The 26165-nt window shown below is 36.8% G+C and carries 25 protein-coding genes; 19 read left to right on the forward strand and 6 right to left on the reverse strand.

All coding sequences use genetic code 11. The features are described from left to right. Positions 1–2: 2 nt before the first annotated feature. The 3 genes from DYR29_RS14795 to DYR29_RS14805 are packed head-to-tail and all read left to right on the forward strand — an operon-like array spanning position 3 to position 2660. Positions 3–410 (forward strand): hypothetical protein, encoded by a 408-nt coding sequence (locus tag DYR29_RS14795; RefSeq protein WP_213277472.1) that lies wholly within the window; start codon positions 3–5, stop codon positions 408–410. 6 nt (positions 411–416) lie between these two features. Further along, positions 417–1757, forward strand: coding sequence for a beta-carotene 15,15'-monooxygenase (locus tag DYR29_RS14800; RefSeq protein WP_213277473.1), 1341 nt, complete (start codon positions 417–419; stop codon positions 1755–1757). A 9-nt stretch (positions 1758–1766) separates the two neighbouring features. Next, entirely contained in the window at positions 1767–2660 is an 894-nt protein-coding gene (locus DYR29_RS14805) for a hypothetical protein (protein WP_213277474.1), read from the forward strand. Positions 2661–2719: 59 nt separating this feature from the next. On the opposite strand, the gene DYR29_RS14810 is transcribed toward DYR29_RS14805, so the two are convergent. From DYR29_RS14810 to DYR29_RS14820, 3 genes are all read right to left on the reverse strand, one after another. After that, on the reverse strand, positions 2720–3169 hold the full coding sequence (locus DYR29_RS14810; protein ID WP_213277475.1) for a GNAT family N-acetyltransferase: 450 nt from the start codon (positions 3167–3169) through the stop codon (positions 2720–2722). Next, on the reverse strand, positions 3162–3785 hold the full coding sequence (gene yihA, locus DYR29_RS14815) for a ribosome biogenesis GTP-binding protein YihA/YsxC (RefSeq protein ID WP_213277476.1): 624 nt from the start codon (positions 3783–3785) through the stop codon (positions 3162–3164). The genes DYR29_RS14810 and yihA overlap by 8 nt, the downstream gene beginning before the upstream one ends. Before the next feature lie 68 nt (positions 3786–3853). Beyond that, on the reverse strand, positions 3854–4615 hold the full coding sequence (locus DYR29_RS14820; RefSeq protein WP_142717543.1) for an alpha/beta fold hydrolase: 762 nt from the start codon (positions 4613–4615) through the stop codon (positions 3854–3856). A 272-nt stretch (positions 4616–4887) separates the two neighbouring features. Between DYR29_RS14820 and mraZ the strand changes: the two genes are divergently transcribed. The 16 genes from mraZ (at position 4888) to DYR29_RS14900 (ending at position 24272) form a co-directional block, all read left to right on the forward strand. Further along, entirely contained in the window at positions 4888–5346 is a 459-nt protein-coding gene (mraZ, locus tag DYR29_RS14825; RefSeq protein WP_047421934.1) for a division/cell wall cluster transcriptional repressor MraZ, read from the forward strand. Positions 5347–5395: 49 nt separating this feature from the next. Beyond that, positions 5396–6289: a 16S rRNA (cytosine(1402)-N(4))-methyltransferase RsmH gene (gene rsmH / locus DYR29_RS14830; RefSeq protein WP_213277477.1), complete on the forward strand. Its 894-nt coding sequence runs from the start codon at positions 5396–5398 to the stop codon at positions 6287–6289. Positions 6290–6354: 65 nt separating this feature from the next. Continuing rightward, positions 6355–6720, forward strand: a complete 366-nt coding sequence (locus tag DYR29_RS14835; protein WP_047377999.1) for an FtsL-like putative cell division protein — start codon at positions 6355–6357, stop codon at positions 6718–6720. Continuing rightward, positions 6704–8695: a penicillin-binding transpeptidase domain-containing protein gene (locus DYR29_RS14840; RefSeq protein WP_213277478.1), complete on the forward strand. Its 1992-nt coding sequence runs from the start codon at positions 6704–6706 to the stop codon at positions 8693–8695. Before DYR29_RS14835 ends, DYR29_RS14840 begins: the two co-directional genes overlap by 17 nt. Positions 8696–8753: 58 nt before the next feature. Then, on the forward strand, positions 8754–10214 hold the full coding sequence (locus DYR29_RS14845; protein ID WP_213277479.1) for a UDP-N-acetylmuramoyl-L-alanyl-D-glutamate--2,6-diaminopimelate ligase: 1461 nt from the start codon (positions 8754–8756) through the stop codon (positions 10212–10214). 80 nt (positions 10215–10294) lie between these two features. After that, on the forward strand, positions 10295–11536 hold the full coding sequence (gene mraY / locus DYR29_RS14850) for a phospho-N-acetylmuramoyl-pentapeptide-transferase (RefSeq protein ID WP_213277480.1): 1242 nt from the start codon (positions 10295–10297) through the stop codon (positions 11534–11536). Positions 11537–11614: 78 nt separating this feature from the next. Next, on the forward strand, positions 11615–12952 hold the full coding sequence (gene murD / locus DYR29_RS14855; RefSeq protein ID WP_213277481.1) for a UDP-N-acetylmuramoyl-L-alanine--D-glutamate ligase: 1338 nt from the start codon (positions 11615–11617) through the stop codon (positions 12950–12952). Between the two features lie 22 nt (positions 12953–12974). Next, positions 12975–14213 (forward strand): FtsW/RodA/SpoVE family cell cycle protein, encoded by a 1239-nt coding sequence (locus tag DYR29_RS14860; protein ID WP_213277482.1) that lies wholly within the window; start codon positions 12975–12977, stop codon positions 14211–14213. 1 nt (position 14214) lies between these two features. Continuing rightward, positions 14215–15312: an undecaprenyldiphospho-muramoylpentapeptide beta-N-acetylglucosaminyltransferase gene (gene murG / locus DYR29_RS14865; protein ID WP_213277483.1), complete on the forward strand. Its 1098-nt coding sequence runs from the start codon at positions 14215–14217 to the stop codon at positions 15310–15312. Between the two features lie 81 nt (positions 15313–15393). Next, positions 15394–16752 carry a UDP-N-acetylmuramate--L-alanine ligase gene (gene murC / locus DYR29_RS14870; protein WP_213280635.1) on the forward strand — a complete coding sequence of 453 codons (1359 nt, stop codon included), beginning with the start codon at positions 15394–15396 and terminating at the stop codon, positions 16750–16752. A gap of 65 nt (positions 16753–16817) precedes the next feature. Further along, positions 16818–17783, forward strand: coding sequence for a cell division protein FtsQ (locus DYR29_RS14875; RefSeq protein ID WP_213277484.1), 966 nt, complete (start codon positions 16818–16820; stop codon positions 17781–17783). A gap of 87 nt (positions 17784–17870) precedes the next feature. Then, the gene (gene ftsA, locus DYR29_RS14880; RefSeq protein WP_213277485.1) at positions 17871–19256 is read left to right on the forward strand and encodes a cell division protein FtsA; all 1386 of its coding nucleotides are present in this window, start codon (positions 17871–17873) and stop codon (positions 19254–19256) included. Between the two features lie 91 nt (positions 19257–19347). After that, complete coding sequence (gene ftsZ, locus DYR29_RS14885) at positions 19348–21261, forward strand: cell division protein FtsZ (RefSeq protein WP_213277486.1); 1914 nt, start codon at positions 19348–19350, stop codon at positions 21259–21261. A gap of 72 nt (positions 21262–21333) precedes the next feature. Further along, positions 21334–21780 carry a GatB/YqeY domain-containing protein gene (locus DYR29_RS14890; RefSeq protein ID WP_213277487.1) on the forward strand — a complete coding sequence of 149 codons (447 nt, stop codon included), beginning with the start codon at positions 21334–21336 and terminating at the stop codon, positions 21778–21780. Positions 21781–22238: 458 nt separating this feature from the next. After that, positions 22239–22649, forward strand: coding sequence for a BrxA/BrxB family bacilliredoxin (locus tag DYR29_RS14895; RefSeq protein WP_115929805.1), 411 nt, complete (start codon positions 22239–22241; stop codon positions 22647–22649). A 105-nt stretch (positions 22650–22754) separates the two neighbouring features. Beyond that, a complete protein-coding gene (locus DYR29_RS14900; protein WP_213277488.1) occupies positions 22755–24272 on the forward strand; it encodes a GH3 auxin-responsive promoter family protein in 1518 nt (505 codons plus the stop codon). Between the two features lie 56 nt (positions 24273–24328). Here DYR29_RS14900 and DYR29_RS14905 read toward each other — a convergent pair whose 3' ends face one another. Genes DYR29_RS14905 through DYR29_RS14915 form a run of 3 tightly spaced genes read right to left on the reverse strand, consistent with a single transcriptional unit; the run spans position 24329 to position 26106 of the window. Beyond that, positions 24329–24739 (reverse strand): hypothetical protein, encoded by a 411-nt coding sequence (locus tag DYR29_RS14905; protein ID WP_047421955.1) that lies wholly within the window; start codon positions 24737–24739, stop codon positions 24329–24331. 28 nt (positions 24740–24767) lie between these two features. Then, the gene (locus tag DYR29_RS14910) at positions 24768–25130 is read right to left on the reverse strand and encodes a hypothetical protein (RefSeq protein WP_213277489.1); all 363 of its coding nucleotides are present in this window, start codon (positions 25128–25130) and stop codon (positions 24768–24770) included. 4 nt (positions 25131–25134) lie between these two features. Further along, complete coding sequence (locus DYR29_RS14915) at positions 25135–26106, reverse strand: endonuclease/exonuclease/phosphatase family protein (protein WP_213277490.1); 972 nt, start codon at positions 26104–26106, stop codon at positions 25135–25137. Positions 26107–26165: the final 59 nt, after the last annotated feature.

A 26165-nucleotide genomic window follows, 5' to 3' on the forward strand; every position in this document is an offset into this window, starting at 1 on the left:
TTATGGAGAACAATCAAATAACTGAAAATCTCAAAGCACATTTTTTACGATTGTATCAAATGGCTATCTGTGATGATGATTTCAGTGCACTAGAATTAAAAATGCTCTACAAATGTGCAGAAGAAAGGGGAATTCCATCCAAAAATTTAGATGAAATCCTTTTAAATCCAATCAATTTAAAATCATTGGTACCACAGACTATTGAGGAGAAAGTAGATTATTTATATGATCTCACCGTAATGATCTGGGCAGATGGAATTGTTTCTCCAAACGAATATATTGCCATGCAAAAATACGTTCTGATGTTTGGTTTTGTAGAAGAAAATGCACCTGCCATTGTAGGTTATCTTATTGAAGCCGTGAAAATCGGAAAGAATAAAAGTGAAATTTTATATGAATTAAAAAACTAACTTATCATGGATACCACTAGTATAAAAAATTTATTTAAACTCAAATCCGTTCCGATAGAGTCCAAACAGGAACACCTTCCTAAAAACAATATCATTCCAATTGATGAATCTCTCGAAGAAACCCGAAAAAGGACCTATCATGAATCAGGTTACAGGGACAGCTCACGAACCAACGGAAACCACTCTACTCTATCCATTTGCCTGGATGCCGTTTATTCGAAATTTCAGAACGAAGAAAAGGAAATGGTCGAAAAACAGAAAAATCTGAAAGAATCCTACGTCAACGAACAAAAAAACAGAGAAACTGAAATTAAGGCGCTGACAGTATCACAGGAAACAAAAGAAGAGCAGCTAAAAAACAAAAATATAGAAATTGAAAATCATCAGCATACAATTGAAAATTTAAAAGCTGAAATCCTTGATCTACCCAGAAACCCGGAAAAGCACCATATAAATGCGACAAGGGGAGCTTCTGCAAAATTCTGGATCGGGCTTTTCCTTTTGATTCCCATCACTTTATATTTAGGAACATTTTATATCTCAACTTCTTATTCAGCTTTTTTCAAAAGTTTTGATGCAAAAAGTACAATTATCCAAAGTGTTTTAGATGCACAGGCTTTCAGTAAAGCGTGGAACGAAGGAGTAATTGAAGGAGCTTTTGTTACCTTGATCCCGTTTGTATTTCTCGGGTTGGGATATTTGATTCATATGTTTTGGGAGAATAAAACAAGAGCCAATTATATCAAGCTGGGATTATTATTTATCGTAACATTTATTTTCGACTGCATTTTAGCCTACGAAATTGAGTCAAAATTGTATGAATTAAACAAAACTTTTGAATCACCACCATTTGATATTAAAATTGCTTTTACCAAAATTCAGTTTTGGGGAATTATTTTCGCTGGATTCATTGTATACATTATTTGGGGACTGGTTTTCGACTTTGTAATGAAAGAACACCGTGAAAAAGATAAGATTAAAAATGAACAGGAAATCAGACAGAAGAGGATTGAGTTCTTTCAGGAAAAAATCAATGTCCTGAAAAAGGAAATTGAAGAAATCCTGACCAATATCGGAAGTACAAAAGAATTAATTATCAAAACACGAGGAAGAATAGAAGAACTTCAGAATATTATTGACGGTGTGATCATACCTACTAAAGATTACAAATTGTATGCGTCAGAGTATGTTCAAGGCTGGATCACTTTTATCGGTGAAAAAATAGCAGTATCAAGAACGGAAAAGCAAACGATGATTGATGACTGCATTTCAACCTACAATGCCAATCTGGAAACCGTGGGTGCTAATTCTGACAATCAAAATTTAGTGTATTTATCATCTTTATAACTGAAAATTATGAAAAAGATATTCTATTTATTATTCATTATTTCTTTGGTTTCTTGTTGCAAAGAACAACCTCCAACACCGTGTACAAATTGTCCACCAGCTGTTGATTCTAATAATATTAATCTTAGTATTTTAATTGATTTATCAGACAGAATTGATCCTATAACCAATCCAAATCCCACCATGCAGTATTTTCAGCGGGATGCAGAATATATCAAAGCTATTGAAAAAGGATTTTTAAATCATATTAAATCAAAAAGAATCATCACATACGATGATCAGATGCAGGTTTTCTTCAATCCGGAGCCTTCAGATCCGAAAATGAACGAGTTTACAAAAGAATTGAAGGTTTCTTTTAATAAAGATATTCCAAAAAGTTATTTTGATTCTGTTGACAAAAAATATTCGGAATTACCTCTAAACATTTATCAATCAGCAATAAAAGATGGCAAATATGTAGGGTCAGATATCTGGGAATTCTTCAAAAACAAAGTGAAAGATTATTGCATTAAAGATGATCGCAGAAACATTCTTTTCATTTTGACAGACGGCTATATGTATCATGAAAACACTAAGTTTAATGAAAAGAAGGAAAAATCATACAAAACTTCCTATTTAACAACCAAGCTTATAAAAGCTAATAACCTGACAACATCCGGTTTTAAAGATACCATTGAAAAAAATGGCTTTGGCTTTGTAAAAGCAAATGAAAACCTGAGTAATCTCGAAGTTATTGTTTTAGGAATCAATCCCGAAAAAGGAAATCCTTTTGAAGAAGCTGTTATTAAAGAATATTGGGAAAATTGGTTTAAAGAAATGAAAATCAAAAAGTATCAGATCAAATCTGCCGATCTCCCTTCCAATCTGGAGCCCATTATCTTAAAAGCTATTTCAGGAAAATAAAAAACACACTCTAATATATTTAACCAAAAAAGCGAAGAATTAAATTTCTTCGCTTTTATTTATTTTCTTATCATTTCCGTATGCGGAATATCATCTTCCAGATACTTCTTGCCCGTATCTATAAATCCGAATCCACTATAGAATCTTAAAAGATAATCCTGTGCAGATATTTTGATTTCAGAAGTGTGAAAACGGTTTTCTATTGTTTCTACGGCATATTGTATCAGCTGTTTTCCCAGACTTTTACCTCTCGCCTGCTCTGTTGTCAGAACTCTGCCGAAGGAAGTTTCATCATATTTTATTCCTTTGTCAAAAACACGGCAATAGGCAAGCACTTCTCCGTCTTCCTCAGCCCAGATGTGAACTGCTTTCTGATCATAATTATCCAAGTCAGGATAAGGACAATTCTGTTCAATAACAAAAACGTCAATACGTGCTTTCAGTACTGAATACAACTCAGGAACGGTGAACTCATCAAACGTTTTGATTTTCCAGATAATATTACTCATCGAAGCTTATATTATTATTGATTAAAAACTCATTGGTCTTCTGAATAAAATTAAGAATGTTATCTCCGCCCTCTTTCTTTTCTGCTGAGGTCACATACAGTTCTGGTAGATCTTCCCAGGTTTTATGAAGTTCAGCTTTATAATCTTCAACGTTTTTAATGGCAACGTTCGGTTTTAGCTTGTCAGACTTGGTAAATACAATAGAAAAAGGTATTCCACTTTCCCCACACCATTGAATAAATTCCAGATCAATTTTCTGTGGAGTATGTCTTATATCTACCAATACAAAAAGGTTGACAAGATTTCTTCTGTTCAGAATATAATTCGTGATCAGCTTTTCAAAATCCTTTCGCTGAACTTTTGAAACCTTTGCATAACCGTAGCCCGGTAAATCCGTAAGGTACCAGTTTTCATTCACTAAAAAATGATTGATCAGCTGGGTTTTTCCTGGAGTCTGTGATGTCTTGGCCAGGTCTTTATGGTTCATCATTGCGTTGATCAATGATGACTTTCCTACGTTTGATCTTCCGATAAAAGCATATTCAGGAATATTAGGTTCAGGGCATTCCTGCCATTTTCCGCTGCTCTTTACAAACTCTGCTGTCTTGATAATCATTGTTGAATGTATTTTAGAAAAATAAACCATTAAGAAAAGCTCTTAATGGTCATTTTATGATGTATTTATTAAACTTTATCTTTTATCCAGTTGTACAGGATTTCATTGAATTCATCCGGCTTCTCCATCATTGCTGCATGGCCGCAATGATCTATCCAGAATAAATCCGAATTCGGAATAAACTTGTGCATGTCTTCTGCTACTTCCGGAGGAGTTACATTATCCTGTTTACCCCAGATCAGACACGTAGGTGTCGTAATCTTCGGAAGGTCGTTCAGCATATTGTGTTTGATGGCACTTCTTGCCAGCATTACTGTTTTTATTCCTTTCATTCTGTCATTTACCACCGCAAAAACTTCATCCACAAGATCCTCTGTCGCAATCTTTGGATCATAGAAAACCTCTTCCGTTTTCTTTCTGATATAAGACCGGTCATTTTTCCTTGGAAAACTGTCCCCGAAAGTTCTTTCATACAATCCGGAACTTCCTGTAAGCACAAGATTTTTCACCAAATCAGGTCTTGCTAAAGTCAAGATAAGCCCTACATGCCCTCCCATTGAGTTTCCCATAATGGTAACCGGACCTGAAATATGACTTTCTATAAACTTGATAATATATTTTGCGATAGTGGTAAGATTCGTATTGAGTACCGGCAGATCATAGATCGGCAACTGAGGAACATATACTTTAAAGCCTCTTTCCGAAAAAAAATCTACCATTTTATCGAAATTACTCAAACCACCCATTAACCCGTGCAACAGCACTAATGGATGTCCTTCTCCCGCTTCTACATAGGAATATTTCTTTTCTTTTTTTGTACTAAATATCATAAAACGCCTTAATAAAGCCTTGCAAAAATACAAATTAAACCTCAAAAAAATTTTGATTATCCTAATTTAAGATAAAAATAATATAATATTCTCCTTTTTAACTTTTTTTTTCAAACACGCTTTATTATGGGCTAAATAACACTCTCAGCAACTATCTTCATATCAGTATTTTACATTATTGAAATTCAATCTCTGATAAAACTTATTAACATTGAGTCAAAAAGTGGGAAAAAGTGGGAAATTTTGGAAATTATTATATAAATTTGTCCCAAATGAAAAATTTCATTGGGACATATGAGTGTAAAATTGACGACAAAGGCCGCTTAAAAGTTCCTTCATCTTTAATTAAACAGATGGAAAACTTCGAAGACAAGGCATTTGTAGTCAAAAGATCTGTGTTCCAACCCTGTCTGGAAGTCTATCCTATGAATGCATGGGACAAACTGATGGGCAAAATTAATAAACTGAACAGATTCATAAAAAAGAATGCTGATTTCATACGAATGTTTACTGCAGGAGTAAAAACAGTAGAATTGGATAATGCAGGAAGATTACAGATATCGAAAGACCTGACCGTTTTTGCAAATCTTCAGAAAGATATTGTGATTACCAGCGCAGGAGAACTTTTCGAGATTTGGGACAAAGATGCCTATGAAAAGGTAATTGCTACCAATGAAGCTGATTTTGCAAGCCTTGCCGAAGATGTGATGGGCTCTTTTGACGAAGAATAGTGATAGTAGGTTATTAATTAATAGTATTAAATAAAAAACACAATTAAGCATGTATCATAACCCCGTTTTGTTGAAGCAGAGTGTTGATGATTTGGTGACGAATCCTGACGGAATATATGTGGACTGCACCTTTGGAGGCGGAGGCCACTCCAGGGAGATTTTGAGCAGACTTTCTGATAAAGGAAGATTGTTCAGCTTTGACCAGGATCTGGATGCACTTAAAAATACAATTGATGACCCTAGATTTACATTGGTTAATCAGAATTTCAGATTTCTGGAAAACTCATTACTGATGTACGGAGTTCCTCAGGTAGACGGTGTTTTGGCTGACCTGGGTGTTTCTTCACACCAGTTTGATGAAGCAGACAGAGGTTTCTCTACAAGAAGCAATGCTCCTTTGGATATGAGGATGAATGTAATGCAGAGCCTCGATGCCAAAAGAGTGATCAATGAATATGAAGAAAGTGAACTGGCAGATCTTTTCTATCACTATGGAGAATTAAGAGAAGCAAGAAAACTGGCGAGAGAAATTGTTCACCACAGAAAAACAAAAAGCATAGATACTACTGAGGATCTGAAAAAGCTTTTCAGCTACATTCCTCCTCATAAGGTCAATAAATTCTATGCCCAGCTTTTTCAGGCGATAAGAATTGAAGTTAACCAGGAGCTTGAAGTATTAAAAGAAATGCTGGTTCAGGCTTACAATGTGTTGAAACCGGAAGGAAGACTCGTTGTTATTTCTTACCACTCTTTAGAAGATCGTTTGGTAAAAAGATTCCTGAAAAACGGAATGTTCGAAGGAGAACCGGAAAGAGATATCTACGGAAATTATAAAAAGGCATTCGAGTTGATAAAGAGTAAAGCTATCATTCCTGATGACCAGGAGATCGAAGAAAACTCTAGAGCAAGAAGTGCTAAAATGAGAACAGGAATAAAGATATAAATGATAAATCATAAGTGATAAGCGATATCAATTATCTTTTATCATTAATCAATTATAAAAAAGCTTTGGCAAAAAGAACAACAAATCGCCCCCAGAAAAGACTCACTTTTATAGATATTATAAAAGGAAACTTTCTGAACCGTGATGAGATCAAAATACATTACAAGTATTTTCTTCTGTTGTTTATACTGATGATGGCCATGATTTACACCAACCATCTCGTCAATAAAAAAATTAAAATTGTAAACGCCTTAAAGGAGGAAACAGAAGAATACAAATCAAGAAACGCTTACGCCCAGAGTAAGCTGATCAAAGTAAAAATGGAATCAGAGCTGGGGAAAGAGGTCGCCCGGGATTCATTGATGACCCTGGAAAACCACCCTCACAAATTGCTAATAAAACTGGACAGTACAGATGCAAAAGCAAAATGAATACGACAATAAACGTAAGAAAACGTTACGATGGGGCTACCTCTTTGCAGTGGTAGCTTTGTGCGTGTTTGTCATGTTCTTGGCAAGAATTGTTATTCTTCAGAATACCAATGTTCAGGAAATTAAAGACGATTACATTAATAAAAACTATCGTGAAGCCACTTTAAAGGCTGCCCGCGGTAATCTTTTTGCGTCTGACGGCTCTATCCTCGCAACCACCGTGATGCGGTATGACATCTATCTTGACTTCAAAACGATGAAAGATACAGTGTACTCCAACAACATCGGAGCGCTTACAGATTCATTGAGCAAAATGTTCGGAAAATCCAGAGGAGAATTCAGACAGAAATTTGACGAGCAGAAGAAAAAGAAAAATCAATACTATACGTTGGTAAAAGGCCTTGACTTTGACCAATACGACAGAATCAGAAAGTTCCCGATCTTCAAAAGAGGTAAAAATAAAGGAGGTTTTATTGTTGACCGAAATTATAAAAGAGAATTGGCTACTTCGGAAATCGGGGCCGGAACCATTGGTATGGATAACGGTGAGCTTAAATCTGGACTTGAGGGTGCTTTCTCCAAATACCTGACAGGAACAGACGGAAAAAGACTTGAGCAAAGAATCAATTCTTCTCAATGGAAACCTATCGACTTCTGGAAAGTACAGGAACCTGTAGACGGAGAAGATGTATATACTACCTTAGACCTTAGAATTCAAGACATTGCACACTCTGCTCTGGAGAAACAGCTGATCCATTTTGAAGCAAAACACGGAACCGTGATCGTGATGGAGGTTGAGACCGGAAAAGTACGTGCACTTGTTAACTTAAGAAGAACAGATTCAGGAGATTACGAAGACTCTTACAATTATGCCCTGAAAGATAATATTGAGCCGGGATCCACTTTTAAAACCATTTCGCTTCTGGCAGCAATGGATGACGGTTTCATTGATGAGAACACTACTGTAAACGTAGGAAACGGTGTCTGGACTTATGCAAAACAGAGAATCTCAGACGGACACGGCGGAGGAACCTATGATATCAGTGATGTTTTAGCAAAATCAAGTAATGTAGGAACGGCAAAACTGATCACAAAATATTACGCAGAAAAACCTCAGATATTTCTTGATCACTTAAAGCGCTGGAAACTGTTCGATAAAATGGATATAGAACTTCCGGGAATCACAAAACCGAAAATTGTAACTCCACAAAATAAAAGATGGAATGCAGCAACGCTGGCTTCTATTTCTTACGGATACTCTTCCAATGTTAATCTTTTACAATTGACAACTTTCTACAACGGAGTTGCCAACGGAGGTAAAATGCTTAAACCATTATTCATCGATAAAATCATGAAAGATGGAAAAGTAATGTACAATGCCAAGCCTGAAGTAATGGTGAATAAAATGGCATCGGAAAAGGCTATTAAAATGATGACCAATGCTTTAACCAAAGCCGTAGAAAAAGGAACGGGACGAAGCATCTTTACTCCTAACCTTAAAATGGCAGGTAAAACCGGAACCGCAAGATTTGAATACTGGCTGCCCGGCCCAATGAAATACAGAGCATCATTCGCAGGATTTTATCCCGCAGACGCACCAAAATATACCTGTTATGTAATGATCAGCGAACCCAATACATCAATAGGATTTTATGGAGGACCAGTTTCAGCACCCGTGTTTAAGGAAATTGCAGGAAAAACATTCCTGAAAACACCTCAGAATATTGAAAAAGAAATGCTTGTAGACAAAAAGGTAAACCTGAGTAAAATGGTTGAACCTAATGTAAAAGTAGCAGTCAATGATAAGCAAATGCCTAATGTAGTAGGATTAATCGGTAAAAACGTAATCCCGCAATTGGAAAACTTAGGATATCGTGTCGACTATAAAGGAGTGGGAAGAATTAAAGAACAATTCCCGTTAGAAGGCACAACAATCAGTAAGAACCAGAGAATTTATTTGTCTCTGCAAAATTAAGAACAAAGTTCCGCAAGGACCATTTAAAACAAAATAGGGCAAAGCCTTATTGATAAAAATGATTATAACAGAATTAGTAAACAGAATCCCAGTACTGGAAATTCACGGTGATAACAACCGTGAGGTTACAGAATTGGTGATCGACAGCAGAAAGGTTACGGAAAATGCTCTTTATATCGCGATGAGAGGTACTGTTGTGGATGGACATTCATTCATTGCATCTGCTATTGAAAAAGGTGCTGCAGCAATCGTTTGCGAAGAATTTCCAGAAACATTGGTTGAAAATGTAACCTATATTCAGGTAAAAGATGCCTCTAAAGCTCTGGGTCACCTTGCTTCCAATTTCTACGGAAATCCTTCTCAGAAACTAAAACTGATAGGCGTTACGGGAACTAATGGAAAAACATCTGTTTCTACCCTTCTTTTTGATGTTTTCAAAAACCTGGGCTATGAATCTGCATTGCTTTCCACTGTTGAAATCAGAATCGGTGAAGAGATTATTCCTGCTACCCATACCACTCCTGATGTAATTACAATCAACAGGATTTTGGCGGAAGCGGTAGAAAAAGGATGTGAATTTGCTTTCATGGAAGTAAGTTCACACGGAATCGCTCAAAACAGAATTGAAGGATTACACTTCAAAATTGCAGGTTTCACCAACCTTACTCATGATCATTTAGACTATCATAAAACCTTCGAAGAATATTTAAAAACAAAGAAAAGATTCTTTGACCAATTAGAAGATACAGCCATTGCTATCACCAATGTAGATGATAAAAATGGGAATGTCATGCTTCAGAACACTAAGGCTAAAAAGAAGTCTTATGCCTTGAAAACCATGGCAGATTATCACGGAAAGCTTTTAGAAGTAGATTTCAACGGAATGCTGTTGAACTTTAACGGAAAAGAATTCTGGACGACCCTTACCGGAAAATTCAATGTATACAATTTGCTGCTTGTATTCGGAATTGCTGAAGAGCTTGGTTTTGAACAAGATGAAATTCTTCAGGCAGTCAGCAAACTAAAAAGAGTTTCCGGAAGATTTGAAACATTCAAATCTGATGGTGGAATTTTCTTTATCGTAGATTATGCGCACACTCCGGATGCATTGGAAAACATTCTGGACAGCATCAACGATATCAGAACCAAAAACGAAAGATTAATCACCGTATTCGGCTGCGGAGGAGACAGAGATCACTCCAAAAGACCTGAAATGGGAAATATTGCCACTAAAAAATCAACACTGGCAATCATCACTTCAGATAATCCGAGAACAGAAGATCCTGCGCAGATCATCAAAGAAATTGAAGCAGGCGTTGAACCTCAGAACTTCAGCAAATACACTTCAATTCCGGACAGAAGAGAAGCCATAAAGATGGCCATAAAATTTGCAGAACCTAAAGATATTGTTTTGGTTGCCGGAAAAGGCCACGAAACCTATCAGGAGATAAATGGTGTAAAACATCATTTTGATGACAAAGAAGTAATTAATGAGCTTTGGAAATTAATGAGCAAGTAAATTACAAGCGATAATTGATCAATAATAGCTGATTTTATCATTCATCAATTATCAATGATTATTTATTAACAATTGAAACTATGCTATACTATCTATACGAATATCTAACCAACCATGGAATTCACGTTCCGGGATTAGGATTGTTGAAATACATTTCCTTCCGTGCCGGAATGTCTGTATTATTCTCTCTGATTATTGCTCTTGTCTACGGAAAAAGAGTAATCAATTACCTGAGAACAAAACAAATGGGAGAATTGGTACGTGATCTTGGATTAGATGGTCAAAAACAAAAAGAAGGAACTCCTACCATGGGAGGACTTATCATCATTTTGGCAACCATCGTTCCCGTATTGCTGTTTACAAGAATTACCAATGTGTATATTGTACTGTTGCTGGTTTCAATGTTTTGGATGGGGGCTATTGGTTTCCTTGATGACTATTTAAAGAAAATCAAAAAAAATAAAGACGGATTAAGCGGTAAATTCAAAATTGTAGGCCAGGTTGGTTTAGGGCTAATTGTCGGAATTACAATGTATTTCCACCCGGACATTACCGTTAAAAGAAAATATGCCGATGCTAAGGTGGTGAACAGAAATAATGTAGAGCAGAATTTCATGCCTACGGAAAAAATTACTGTTTCTACCGTTCCCTTTGCAAAGAACAATGAGTTCGATTATAGCGGAATTTTGTTTTGGATGAATGATAAAGATGCCCATGAGTGGGCATGGATTGTCTTTATTCCTATTGTCATCTTCATTGTAACGGCAGTTTCAAACGGCGCCAATATTACAGACGGAATAGACGGTCTGGCAGCTGGAACAAGTGCCATTATACTGCTCACGCTGGCTCTTTTCGCTTACCTTTCCGGGAATATCATCTTTGCAGACTACCTTAATATCATGTTCCTTCCGAATATGGGTGAAACCACCATCTTTGCTGTGGCAATGGTAGGCGCAGTGATCGGATTCTTCTGGTACAACACCTATCCTGCACAGGTTTTCATGGGAGATACAGGAAGTTTGATGCTGGGAGGAGTAATTGCCGTTCTAGCAATCATTTTAAGAAAAGAATTATTGATTCCTGTATTATGCGGAATCTTCCTGATTGAAAACCTGTCTGTAATGCTTCAGGTAGTCGTTTTCAAATACAGAAAAAGAAAATACGGGCTGGAATATGCCCAAAACAATAGACTATTCAAAATGTCACCATTACACCACCATTATCAGAAAGAAGGGTTCCACGAAAGTAAAATCGTGAACAGAATGATTATCATCGGTGTAATACTGGCAATTGTATGTCTGATCACATTAAAAATGAGATAAAAACCAATTTAAAAATTAAAAGATCGAAGCATTGAATATTTTAATCATTAAATCTTTTAATCATTAAATCAAAATAATATGAAAATAGTTGTTTTAGGAGGTGGAGAAAGCGGATGCGGAGCTGCTTATTTGGCTAAAAAGAAAGGTCTGGAAGTATTTCTTTCAGATAAAGGAGTCATTAAGGATAACTATAAGCAGTTTCTTACCGATAATGAAATTGAATTTGAAGAAGGAAACCACGATGAAGAAAGGATTTTAAATGCTGACTGGATCGTAAAAAGCCCGGGAATTCCGAAAAAAGCGGAGATCATCCACAAGATTCATGAAAAAGGAATCAGGCTTTCCTCTGAAATTGAATTTGCTTCTGAATTTACAGATGCAAAGATCATCGCCATTACCGGAAGCAACGGAAAAACAACCACTACTTCCCTGATCTACTACATCCTGAAAAATGACGGATTGAATGTAGGTTTGGGTGGAAATATCGGCTATAGCTTTGCCAAGCAGGTTGCAGACGAAAATCATGAATATTATGTACTGGAGGTAAGCTCTTTCCAGTTGGATGATATTCAGAATTTCAGACCTTATATTTCTTTATTGTTGAATCTGTCTAAAGATCACCTGGATCAGTACAACTACAACTATGAAGAATATGCGCTTGCAAAATTCAGAATCACTGAAAATCAGGAAAATGATAATTTCTTCATCTATAACAAGGATGATGAAATGAGCAAAAATCTTCTTGAAAAACTTGAAATAAAGGCTAAAATGGTTCCTTTCTCAACAAAAGAGAAGCTACCTGAAGGAGGTTTTGTGAATGAAGATGAGATTGTGGTAAAAATGAAAGACGAGTTCTCAATGAAAGTTAATGAATTGTCTCTATTGGGAAATCATAATGTCGCGAATAGCTTAGCAGCATCTATTGCCGGTAAGATATTAAAAATCAATAATGAAAGCATCAGACATTCACTGATGACCTTCCAGGCTGTAGAACACAGATTGGAATTGGTGACTGAAATTGACAGTGTAAAATACATCAATGACAGTAAGGCTACCAATGTGAATGCCACTTACTATGCTTTGGAAAGTATGAAAACACCAACCGTATGGATCGTTGGTGGATTAGATAAAGGAAATGACTATACCGAAATTGAAGATTTAGTCAAAAGAAAAGTAAAGGCCATCGTATGCCTTGGAATTGATAACAAGAAGATCATAGATTTCTTTAAAGACAAAAAAGAAGTTATTTATGATACTTCAAGCATGGAAGAAGCCGTGAGAATTTCAAAATCACTGGCTAAAAAGGGTGATACTGTTTTACTATCTCCATGCTGCGCAAGCTTTGACTTGTTCAAAAGCTATGAAGACAGAGGACGCCAGTTTAAACAACAGGTATTAAAAGCCAATGGCCAATAGCCAGGAGCCAATAACATTACATATGGACGAACAGAACGCAGAAAGCAGATTTGAATTTCTAAAGGGCGATAAAGTACTTTGGATGGTCATCCTTGTGATCTCCATTTTCTCTATTTTCCCGGTATACTCTGCAAGTTCAAATCTCGAATACATTGTTAATAACGGGACCACAACAGGTCACGTGATCAAACATATGTTCTTTGTAGTCTTAGGATTAGCCATTATGAGACTGGTAGGAACCATAAAATATGAATACATCGGAAAGCTCAGCAGTATCCTGCTCGGCCTTATGATTGTTCTATTGATTGTCACCATGTTTACCGGCCAGACCATTGACGGAGCCAGTGCCTCCAGATGGCTGAAAATACCGGGAACACCTATTTCCTTCCAGCCTTCATCATTTGCTTTTTTAATGTTAATCATCTATCTGTGCAGATATTTAACCAAAAAGATCACCAGAGAAAGGCTTCCGATAGAGAATATCATGTATATTTTCGGGCCTATCCTGCTTGTTTTCGTATTGGTAGCAAAGGATAATGGTTCCACGGCATTAATGATTCTAATGGTTTCCGTTGTGGTTCTTGTCATAGGACAGCTTCACTGGAAATACATTGCAGGGTTTATCTCAGCATCATTTGTAGCCATTGTATTATTTTTATTAATAGCGCTGAATACAAATATGATCGGTGGAAACCGTGTTCACACATGGATGAGCCGTGTAGAAACATTTACCTCAAGCAAAGCAAAATCTGCCGATGTAGATGATGAGAGTGTAAAAGCGAAAAACTATCAGGTAATGCAGGCCAAAGCAGCCATTGTACATGGTGGGATTACCGGAATGGGACCAGGAAAAAGTGCATTGAAACAAATGCTTCCACAGTCTGCCTCCGACTTTATTTTCGCGGTCATTGTAGAAGAATACGGAGTGATAGGAGCTGCTTTTCTGATCAGTTTATATCTGATTATGATGATTAGGATCGTGATGATTGCCAGTAAGATGCCTGCATTTTTTGGATCGTTGCTCGTGCTCAGTCTTGGAGTGATGATTTTCATTCAGCTTTCGGTAAATATCGCTGTTGCAGTGAATCTGATTCCGGTAACAGGACAGCCGCTGCCTTTAATCAGTTATGGAGGAACCTCAATGCTGGTCACCTATTTACAGCTAGGTATTATTTTAAATATAAGCTCAAGGATTCAGATTTATGATGAAGAAGGAATGGGCAAAAAACAAAGTATAGCAGAAATAAACGATATCGCTTAAAATGGACAAAAAATTAAAAATAGTATTATCCGGCGGAGGAACAGGAGGACATATCTTCCCGGCTATCGCCATTGCGGATGAGATCAGAAAGAGATTTCCTGAAGCAGAATTTTTGTTCATTGGTGCCAACGGGAAAATGGAAATGGAAAAAGTTCCTCAGGCAGGCTATAAAATCGAAGGAATTGATATCGCAGGAATAGACAGAGGGAACCTGCTATCCAATCTGGGACTTCCTTTCAAGATTCTGAAAAGTTTATCAAAATCTAAAAGAATCATCAAAAACTTCGCTCCCGATTTTGCTGTAGGAACCGGAGGATTTGCCAGCGGACCAGCACTATATGAGGCAAGCAAAATGGGAATTCCAATTTTTATTCAGGAACAAAATGCTCACGCAGGAGTTACCAATAAGATTCTAAGCAAAAAAGCGAAAGCCGTTTTCACAGCCTATCCAAAAGTAGAAGGTTTTCCGGCAGAGAAAATAAAATTCCTAGGAAATCCGATTCGTGAGAACATCGTTTCAGGAATGCAGGAAACCGATCAGGCAAAAGAAAAAATGGGATTGAATAAAGACAAACTTACGATTCTGTCTGTAGGGGGTTCTTTAGGCTCAAGAACATTGAATAATGCTTGGAAATCTCATTTAGAACAAATTATAGATAAAGATTATCAGCTGATCTGGCAGACAGGAAAGCTTGATTATAAAGATATTATAAACGAAACAAAAGATACAGCCACCGGAAACATTCAGATCCTTGAATTCATCAAAGATATGGAACTGGCTTATTCTTCAGCTGATATCATCGTTTCCAGAGCCGGAGCAATTGCCATTTCAGAGCTGGCAGTAGCACAAAAACCGGTACTTTTGGTTCCTTTCCCTTTTGCAGCGGAAGACCACCAAACCAAAAATGCCATGAATCTGGTTGAAAAAAATGCAGCCAGAATGGTAAAAGACTCTGAAATGCAGGAAAAATTCTGGAGTACATTATCAGAAATCTGCGAAAATGAAAGTGTAAGAAAAGAAATGTCCGACAATCTGAAATATTTTGCCAAGCCAAATGCAGCAAAAGAGATTGTAGACGAAATATTTAATAAACTGTAAAAAGTATCATTGTAAAATGTATTAATGACAACAAAACTCATGAATACATTATACATGAATACAACAATACAAAACAAAGGAATGAACATTTTACAAACATATCAGACTTTTTACTTCGTCGGAATCGGAGGTATCGGAATGAGTGCATTAGCGCGCTATTTCAATGCATCCGGAAAAAAAGTATTGGGTTACGACAAGACCAATACCAAATTGACTCAGAATCTGATGAATGAAGGGATTGATATTGTTTTTGAAGACCTTATTGATGAAAGGATTACTTCTCTTCAGAAAGAAGATACATTGGTGATCTATACTCCAGCCATCAAAACGCTTAGAATATTGGATTATTTCAATGAAAATCAGTTTGAAGTATTGAAGCGAGCTAAGGTTTTAGGATTAATTACTGAAAATACAGACTGTATTGCTATAGCAGGAACCCACGGAAAGACGACAACGTCTACTCTTGTGGCTCATTTATGCAAAGAAGCAGATCTTCCTTTCTCATGCTTTTTAGGAGGAATTTCCGAAAACTTTAAATCCAACTTCCTGTACAATGGTTCTACTTATTCTGTAGTTGAAGCAGATGAATATGACAGAAGTTTCCTGAATCTTTCTCCGGACTGGGCAGTGGTAACTTCTACAGATGCAGACCACCTGGATATTTATGGAGATAAAAGCCATATCGAAGAAGGATTCAGACAGTTTGCAGCTTTAGTACCTCAAGACCAACAGCTTTTTGTGAGAAAAGGACTGGAAATTGGTAGAGGACACCAAACCTATGCAGTAAATGAGCCTGCAGATTATTATTCTGACAACCTGCGTATGGAGCATGATAAAATTTATTTTGACTTCCATACTCCTGTTGAAACAATAAAGGATTTCGTTTGGGAGATTCCGGGAATCCATAATGTGGAAAATGCTACTGTAGCACTGGCTATTCTGCATAATTTAGGCGCAGATTTTGATACGCTGAAAAAAGCTATTGCCAACTTTAAAGGAATTAAAAGAAGATACACGAAACATATTTATCAAAATGGTAAAATTTATATTGATGATTATGCCCACCATCCTACAGAAATCAATGCTGTAATGGGCTCAATCAAAACATTTTATCCTGATAAAAAACTATTAGTAGCCTTCCAGCCCCACCTTTTCAGCAGAACAAGAGATTTCGCGGACGGGTTTGCAGAAAGTTTAAGCAAAGCAGATGAACTTATTCTGCTTGATATTTACCCTGCAAGAGAATTTCAGGAAAACTTTGAAGGAATTACTTCAAGCTGGCTGCTGGATAAAGTAACATTAGATAAAAAAGAAGTATCAACATTATCAGATGCTTTTGAAAAAATAAAAGAAAAAGATTTTGACATCCTTCTTACCGTAGGCGCAGGAAATATAGACACCCTGTATGATCCTATCTGTGAATGGATAAGTAAATTGTAAAAAGTAATAATGTATTTAAGTATTCATGAATACATTTTACATAAATACATGAATACAAAAAATGTATGAAAAATAAATACAGAATATTAAAAATTGCTGTCACTGTAATCATCCTTGGATTGTTACTGAGTTTCTCGTTGAAGAGATTCAGCCACCAACAGATTACAGACAATAAGATTTCTGTAAAAATGAGTGAAAAAACTCCGGTGTATTTTGTAGATGAAAAAGATATCAGGGAGATTGTAAAAAAAGAAAATCCTTCAGGAAAAGTGGGTGATCTTAATATTCCTTCCTTAGAAAAAAGAATCAATGCACTTCCGGCGGTCGATAGTGCCAATGTCTATCTGAACCTGAATGGAAAACTGAATCTGGATATCAAGCAGAGAGTTCCTGTTTTCAGGCTTAATAAGGATGGAAAAGACTTTTATGTAGATGAAAAAGGGATTGAATTTCCAATCTCAAGAACCTATTCTCATCCATGTATGCTGGTAACCGGAAATGTACAGCCGGATGAATATGAAAAGCTGGCAGAGCTGGTAGGAAAGATAGATAAAGATGATTTCAGTAAGAAATATTTTATCGGGATTTCAAAAAGCAAAGACAGCTACAGTCTTCTGACAAGTGAAGGAAATTACCGGGTAGAAATTGGAGACCTGGATAATATTGATTTTAAAGTAAAAGGATTTAAAACCTTTGTGGAAAAATATCTTGTATATCAGGATCCACAGAAGTACAGCATGGTTTCAGTAAAATATCAGAATCAGATTGTTACTACTTTAAACCCTTATTTTAAAGAAAATGACAGTATTTTAAAAGCAGGGAAAATGGAACTGGCAAAAGCTCCTACTCCAATGACCACAGCAAAGAAGACAGAGACTAGGCCAAAAATAGCGGAAGCAAAAAAGACAAGCTCCACGCCTGTAAAAACAAAAGAAAGTACAAAAGCACATACAAAAGAAGCTAAAAAACCAGAGAAAAAATCAAGCGCTAAGGCCTTGTCCAAGCCAAAGGCAAAAGTAAAAATAGAATAAGTCCTTCCGGGACATTCAATACACAAACAGGAGATCATCCTTAGAGAAAAAAAAGGAAAAAGTAGAAAAAATCAAATCGATATAAAAATGGAAAATCAAGAGTATTCAGTAGGTCTGGACATCGGGACAACAAAGATAGTCGCGATTGTCGGAAGAAGGAATGCACACGGGAAAATAGAAGTTCTCGGTGTAGGAAAAGCTAAAAGTCTTGGTGTTCATAAAGGTATTGTGAATAATATTTCACAGACTATTAATTCAATCAAGGCTGCAGTATCCGAAGCACAATCCAGTGCTGGCGTTCCTATCCGCAAAGTTACGGTAGGTATTGCAGGAAAACACATTCGTTCTCTGCAGCACTCCGATTATATTATGCGTGAACATCCTGATAAGTTTATTACAGACGATGACATTGAAGCATTAAAAGATCAGGTGAAAAAGCTGGTTATGCTTCCTGGAGAAGAAATTATCCACGTACTTCCTCAAGAATATAAAGTGGATTCCGAGGGTGAAATTCAGGAGCCCGTTGGTATGCATGGAAAGCGTTTAGAAGCTAACTTCCACGTTGTAGTAGGTCAAATGGGCAGCATCAGAAATATTGCAAGATGCGTTCGTGAAGCCGGATTAGAAATGGAAGCCCTTACTTTAGAACCATTGGCATCTTCAGAAGCTGTTCTTACAAAAGAAGAAAAAGAAGCCGGTGTAGCGATTGTTGACATTGGTGGTGGTACAACAGATATTGCGATATTTAAAGATAATATCATCCGTCATACCTGTGTGATTCCATACGGAGGCGGAATTATTACCGAAGATATCAAAGAAGGTTGTTCCATTATAGAGAAACATGCAGAACAACTTAAAGTAAAGTTTGGTTCGGCTGTTCCCGAATTAGAAAAAGACAGTACTTTTGTAACCATTCCGGGGCTTCACGGCAGACCGGACAAAGAAATTTCTTTAAAAACTCTGGCACAGATCATCAATGCAAGAGTAGAAGAAGTTTTGGAAATGGTCAATACAGAACTGAAAGCTTATGGTGCTTTTGAACAAAAGAAAAAGCTTATTGCCGGAATCGTTCTTACAGGCGGAGGTTCAAACTTAAAACATCTTCGTCAGCTGGCCAATTATACCACAGGTTTTGACAGCAGAATCGGTTTTGCGAATGAATATATCGCCAATGATAAAAATCAGTACCTGAAAGGCCCTGAATTTGCTACGTCTATCGGGTTACTGATGGAGAGTTTAAAGATCAGAGACAAAAAGCAGAATGCTGATGAAATCATAGAAGTTGTTGCAGAACAGCCAAAGCAGGAAGCCGCTTCAGTACAGACAGAAACTGTTCAGCCGGTTCAGCAGGCAGCACCTGTTCAGGAACAGCAGTCTTTTGAGAATGAAAGACAGGAGAACAGAAAGGCGAAATTGACTTTCGGGCAGTCGCTTATGGAAAAAGTAAAAAAATTCTTTGAAGAAGTAGAGTAAATTATAAATGATGAATGATAAGCGATAAACGATCTTTTCCTTATCAATTATCATTGATCAGTTATCAATTATAATTATTAAAAATATAGTTATGGAAAATATAGGTACACAAGGATTTTCATTTGATTTGCCAAAAGGAAATTCATCCATCATAAAAGTAATCGGTGTAGGAGGCGGTGGAAACAACGCTCTGAAGCACATGTACGAGAAAGGAATTCACGGCGTTGATTTCGTGATTTGTAATACAGATGCTCAGACTCTTGATAATAACCCGGTTGCTAATAAAGTTCAGTTAGGAACAACAATCACAGAAGGTCTTGGAGCTGGTGCAGACCCTGAGGTTGGAGAGAAATCTGCAATCGAAAGTATTGAAGATATTAAAGCTGCTATGGGCCAAAACACTAAAATGGTGTTTATCACTGCCGGAATGGGTGGTGGTACCGGTACCGGAGCCGCTCCTGTCATTGCTAAGGTAGCAAAAGACATGGGAATTCTAACGGTAGGTATTGTTACCGTTCCTTTCAGCTTTGAAGGTAAAAGAAGATTAGATCAGGCTGAAAACGGTCTTGATAAACTAAAAAATAATGTTGATTCATTAATTGTGATCAACAATGATAAACTGAGACAGCAGTTCGGAAACCTTGGATTCAAGCAGGGATTCTCAAAAGCAGATGAAGTTTTAGCGAATGCAGCCAAAGGGATGGCAGAAGTTATTACAGGTTACTTTGATGTAAACATTGACTTTAGAGATGCTAAATCTGTACTTCAGAATTCAGGTACCGCTTTGATGTCTACAGGAACTGCTTCAGGTGAAAATAAAGCCGAAGAAGCGGTAAGAAAAGCCCTTGACTCCCCATTATTGAATGATAATAAGATTACAGGTGCCAAAAACGTTTTGTTATTGATCAGAAGTGGTGCTGAAGAAGTAACCATGGATGAGATTGGTATCATCATGGACCACATCCAGAAAGAAGCAGGAAACACAGCAGATATTATCTTCGGGGTTGGTGCTGATGAAGAATTGGGAGATGCTGTAAGCGTTCTTGTTATCGCAACAGGATTCTCTAACGAGAACAAGAAATTTGCAGGACCTACAGAGAAAATCAGAATCAGTCTTAACGACAGCTTTGATACTCCGAAAAACTCACCTTTCAAAACAAGAGAGGAAAGAGAATCTGCGCCTGATACAGCTTATGATTCCAGCAGAGCCAATCATTTCAGATTAGATGATGAAGACCACGGTACACAGTTCAAGGTTACCTCTATCGAAAAAAAAATGATTCTTGAAGAAGAACCGGTGAAACCTGAAATCAAATTCACTGATAAAGAGGAAAATATCATAAATACTCCTGAACAGGCTTGGAAAAACGAAGAAGAAAGTGAGCAGGAATACAGCTTATTTTCTATTGACGATGAGAATGAAGATCCAAATGACCTGGAAATTCAGTCTTTCTCATTTGATTTTGAAAATAAAAAAGATGAGCCACAATCAGGAAGTACTTTCAACAGCTCTTTTGCAGAAGAAAAGCCTGTTGAATTCAGTTTCTTTGTTAACGAACCTGTCAGAAATGAGCCTAATACTGATTTCGGACAGCCAAAAGCGGAATTTAGCAACCCAAGCAATGCTGCTGTAGCTGAACCGGCTCAGAAGATTGAAACCTTCTACCAGAAACAGGAAGAACCAAAAGCTGAAACAAGAACTTCTTTTGAGAACAAAACAGAAATTGAAACTCCGAAAACTGAAGAATCAGAATTCACTTTTGTGAATAAAACGATTGACCAGGACAGAGTGATTGAAAGAAGAAATAAATTGAAAGAATTCAATTCACGCTACCAAAGCTTTGACAGCACGAGTGAATTTGAATCTATTCCTGCTTTCAAAAGAAAAAATATTTCGATCGACGGAACCAATGCTTCAGATCAGAATATCAACACGTATCTGTCTGACAACAATGGCTCTATGCAGATCAGAGAAAACAGATTTTTAAATAAAGACGTAGATTAAATGCTATTGGCAATTGGCTCTCGGGCCTATGAAAGCTATTAGCCAATTGCCAGAAGCCAAAAGCATATAAACATGAGTTTAGAAAATATAATAAGCGAAGCTATAAAAACAGCCATGAGAGAAAAAGACAGAGTAGCTCTAGACTCTCTTCGTGCTGTAAAATCTCAGATTCTTCTTTTACAAACAGAAGCAAGAGGCGCTGAAGTTTCTCCAGAGCAGGAAATTGCTATTCTTCAGAGAATGATCAAGCAGCGTAAAGATTCTTTTGAGCAGTTTTCTGCTCAGGGGAGACAGGACCTTGCAGAAGTAGAAGAAGCTCAGATGAAAGTAATTGAAAAGTTTTTACCTAAACAGCTTTCTGCGGAAGAACTTGAAACAGAAATTAAAAATATTATTTCTGAAACCGGAGCTGAATCTATTAAAGATTTAGGAAAGGTAATGGGAGCAGCATCGAAAGCATTAGCCGGAAAATCAGACGGAAAAAGTATTTCCGAGATGGCTAAAAAGCTGCTGTCTTAGTTGAAAGCTAACCGTTGATGGCAAATCCATAACCCTTCAACTTATTATTCCTATCAACTATTTATATTAGGATATACAACCTTTGCATATCGATTTGATTAAGAAGCCCGGAACTTTTCAGTTCCGGGCTTCACTTTTCTTTGGATATTAAAGTTTGTTAATCAGTTTTGATTCTAAACTGCAAAAAGAATTAAGATACTACCATATTTCATACAGTATTTAAGTGGTTGATTGCTTGAGGGAAAGCCTTAAATGTTTTTTTCATGGTCGTTTGTTTTTCAGAATCATTTCAAAATTAACAATAATTTTCCATTATTCCTAGTCTTAATTCACTTTTTTTTGAATATTATTACAATATTAATATTTGATTAATTTTATATGACTAATCCATTGATAGTTTTTATATATTGAACAAACGCAAAGAAATGCTTAACTTTGTGCAGATAAAAACAAAATATATGTATCCAACAGATTTAGTAATGCCTATGAAGGCAGAGCTTACAGATAAAGGTTTCCAGGACTTGACAACTCCAGCTCAGGTAGAAGATGCGCTGAAGCAGTCCGGAACTACATTATTAGTAATTAACTCCGTATGTGGTTGTGCTGCAGGTGCTGCAAGACCAGGAGTTGTATACTCTCTGACAGGAGATAAAAAACCTGATCATTTAACAACTGTATTTGCAGGATTTGATACTGAGGCTGTAACAGAAGCAAGAAAACACCTTGCTCCATTCCCTCCAAGTTCTCCATGTGTGGCCCTTTTCAAAGATGGTGAATTGGTTCACATGCTGGAAAGACACCACATCGAAGGGAACCCTGCAGGTGCTATCGCTGCCAACCTTCAGGCTGCATATGATGAGTATTGCTAAGAAACAATAATCTAAATATCAAACCGTTACATATTTTGTAACGGTTTTTTTATTTAATTCTGTAAAAAATTTTCAGAAAATTCAAATATCATTATATTTGTTGGAATGGCAACCAAAGCACTTTTTAATACCGTAGTCAACTGGTTCATCCGTCAAAGGATAGATCAGATACAGAATTTCATGGACCATCCCATTGAGACCCAGAAAGGTATACTTTTTTCTCAGCTGTTTCATGCAGAGGATACGGAATACGGTAAACTATACGGATTTAACTCTATATCAAGTTATCAGGATTTTAAAAACAAAGTTCCGATTGTTACCTATGAAGAAATGGAGCCCTATATTGAAAAAGCAAGACAGGGACAAAAGGATGTAAGCTGGCCCGGGTTCATTAAACATTTTGCCAAATCATCGGGAACTACCAATGCCAAGAGCAAATTCATCCCTATTTCTACCGAGAGCCTTGAATACTGCCACATGAAGGCAGGAAAGGACATGGTATCCATTTATGCCAATAATCATCCCGAAAACCAGCTTTTTAACTATAAAAATTTACGTTTAGGGGGAAGCTCTGAATTGTATGCTGACTTTAACACAAAATTTGGCGATTTATCCGCTATTTTAATTGATAATCTTCCTTTTTGGGTAGAAATTACCACCACTCCAAGCAAAAAGGTATCTTTAATGGGAGAATGGGAAAGTAAACTGAAAGCGATCACCTCTGAAGTAAAGAATGAAGATGTGGGAAGTATCCTTGGGGTACCAAGCTGGATGATGGTTCTACTTCAAAAAGTATTAAAGGAAACCAATATCGGAAGTATTTCAGAGCTGTGGCCGAATCTGGAGGTGTTTTTTCACGGCGGAATCAGTTTTAAGCCCTACAGGGAGCAATTCAGGCAGATCATCGGAAAAAACATCAATTACTACGAAATTTACAATGCTTCTGAAGGCTTCTTCGGGATACAGGACAGATCAGACAGTGACGAAATGCTGCTGATGCTGGATTATGGTATATTTTACGAATTCATTCCTATGGATCAGTTCCATTTTTCGAATCCGAAAGTGGTAAGTCTGGAAGATGTGGAAGTAGGAAAAAATTATGCAATGGTTATTACCACCAACGGCGGCTTGTGGAGATATCTTATTGGTGATACTGTTGTCTTTACATCAACAAACCCATTCAGAATTAAAATAACAGGAAGAACCAAACATTATATCAATGCTTTTGGTGAAGAGCTGATGATTACCAATGTGGAATCTGCTCTTTCAAAAGCTTGTGAAGCTACGGGAGCACAAATCACGGATTTCACCGGAGCTCCTGTCTTTATGAAAGGAAACGAAGGAGGTGCCCATGAATGGATCTTTGAATTCAGCCAGCATCCGGATGATCTTGACAACTTTATTGATGCCTTTGACAAGCATTTAAAAACTATTAATTCTGACTATGAAGCGAAGAGATACAACAATATAACCCTTAAAAGGCCTATAGTACACATCGCTAAAACCAATCTTTTCTATCACTGGCTGGAAGCTAAAGGAAAACTTGGCGGTCAAAATAAAGTTCCAAGACTGAGCAACGACAGAGAATATATTGAGCCTTTGCTGGAAATGAATAAAAACTAAGAATTTTCTTTTCAGTTATAATAAAAAAAGCCGTAATTGAATTACGGCTTTCATTTTTATTTACTTAAGTCTTCTTTCACTTTTTTCGCAGCTTCCTCTACTTTTGAAGCTCCTTTTTTAGCGGCTTCTTTAGCATCCTGTCCTACTTTATTTGCTTCCGTTTTGATGTCCTGTCCGGCTTTGTGAAGATCCTGTTTCGTTTTATCGGCTGTTGCATCAATCTTATCTTTAGCCTTTTGAGCCGCATCATCAATCTTATTTCCGGCTGCATCCACTTTTGCTTTTACATCTTCTTTTGCATTGTTGATCTTTGCTGTATCAACAGTGTTTGGAGTTTCTGTAACGGTAGTGGTGGTTGTGGTAACTGATCCGTCAGCGTTTTCTACTTGTTCTGTTTTCGTTGTTGATTTTGTACATGCTACAGTGAATACTGAGATCACTATTGCTGCTAGGATTTGTTTTTTCATATTATATATTTTTTTAAATGATATTGCTTTATTGTGTTTTAGTGTCTGGCGTTGAAGGTGTTTCTGCAGGCTTCTGTTTCTTTTCTGCATCTGCCTTTTTCTTTTCCTCTTCCTGTTTTGCTTTATTTTCTTTTTCAAGTTCTGCTTTTAGCTTGTTCTCTTCTTCCTGAAGCTTTTTAGCCTGTTTTACAGAGTCCAGATATTGAGGGGAAGACATTCTTATCTTGCGCGCAATATCTACTGAAACAGCTCCTGTGGAAAAGGAATCAACAGCAACAGTATCATAATTCATCTTAACTTCCTGTTCAGCAGCAAATCCCGGGGTTTCTTTCTTGGAACATGCAGTGAAAAGGATTGTGAAAATAAAAATCGCAGACAGTATATTTTTCATGGAACTAATTTAGCAGAAATTCTGCAATTACAGGATAGTGATCCGATAATTTCACAGACTGGTCTACTTTATAGCTTAAAGGAATAATAGATTTTGAACTGAAAATATAATCAATTCTCAAAGGGACTTTATAGTCATGAAAACTGCTTGCACTTCCCTTTCCAGCCATTAAAAACGCATCCTGAAGGTCTTTTCCCAGATTATAATATTCATAAGAATTGGGAACAGAATTAAAATCTCCGGCTAAAATAACAGGATAAGGAGATAAATCTACCATTTTTCTGATTCTTTTCACCTGGTCTTCATGAGCCTGAAATGTAGGGGTCATATGCGAAAGGAGTTGGGAAACATTTCCAAAACCTAAGCCATCCAGCTTCGTAAACATAGATTTATTAAGTCTGAAAGGTTCAAGATACACATTAATAATTCTGATTACTTTACCATTAATATCTATATCAGCATAAAATGAATTTCCGCGAGCCTTCTCATCAATCAGTTCTGCCTGTCTTACAATTTTATGTTTCGTTTTAAGAATAACTGACGGGTATTTTATTAGATCTCGTTTGATAGCGCGGTTAGTATCTTTTTCCTGCACAAGAATTATGTCTGCATCCTGCTCTTTGATATAATTTTTTACTTTATCCCAACCATATTCTCCATATTTTACATTAAATGTCAATACTTTAATATCCCGTATTGTTTTTACATTTTCTGTTTTTGGAGAAAAATTGATCCATCTTCTGATCGGGTTATAGAAAATAAGAGTCCCTAATGCAAAAGCAATCGCTATTTTTTGTTTCTTAAAAATCCAGATCAATGTAAGAATTACATGCGCCAATATCAGATAGGGGAAACCAAGCGAGAGAAGATTCAGATTGCCCAAAACGTTAGGCGGAATCCATGCATTCCCTAATGTGCTTAACAGCAAAACAGCAATAACGATATGTATAAATAGTAATATCTGATTCGACTTCATGAAAAAACGGTCTTGGTACGGTTTTCTTTCAACAAAAATCCTACCAAGCAGACAATTTT

The sequence above is a fragment of the Chryseobacterium indologenes genome, assembly GCF_018362995.1.
GTDB classification, from domain to species: Bacteria; Bacteroidota; Bacteroidia; order Flavobacteriales; family Weeksellaceae; genus Chryseobacterium; species Chryseobacterium indologenes_G.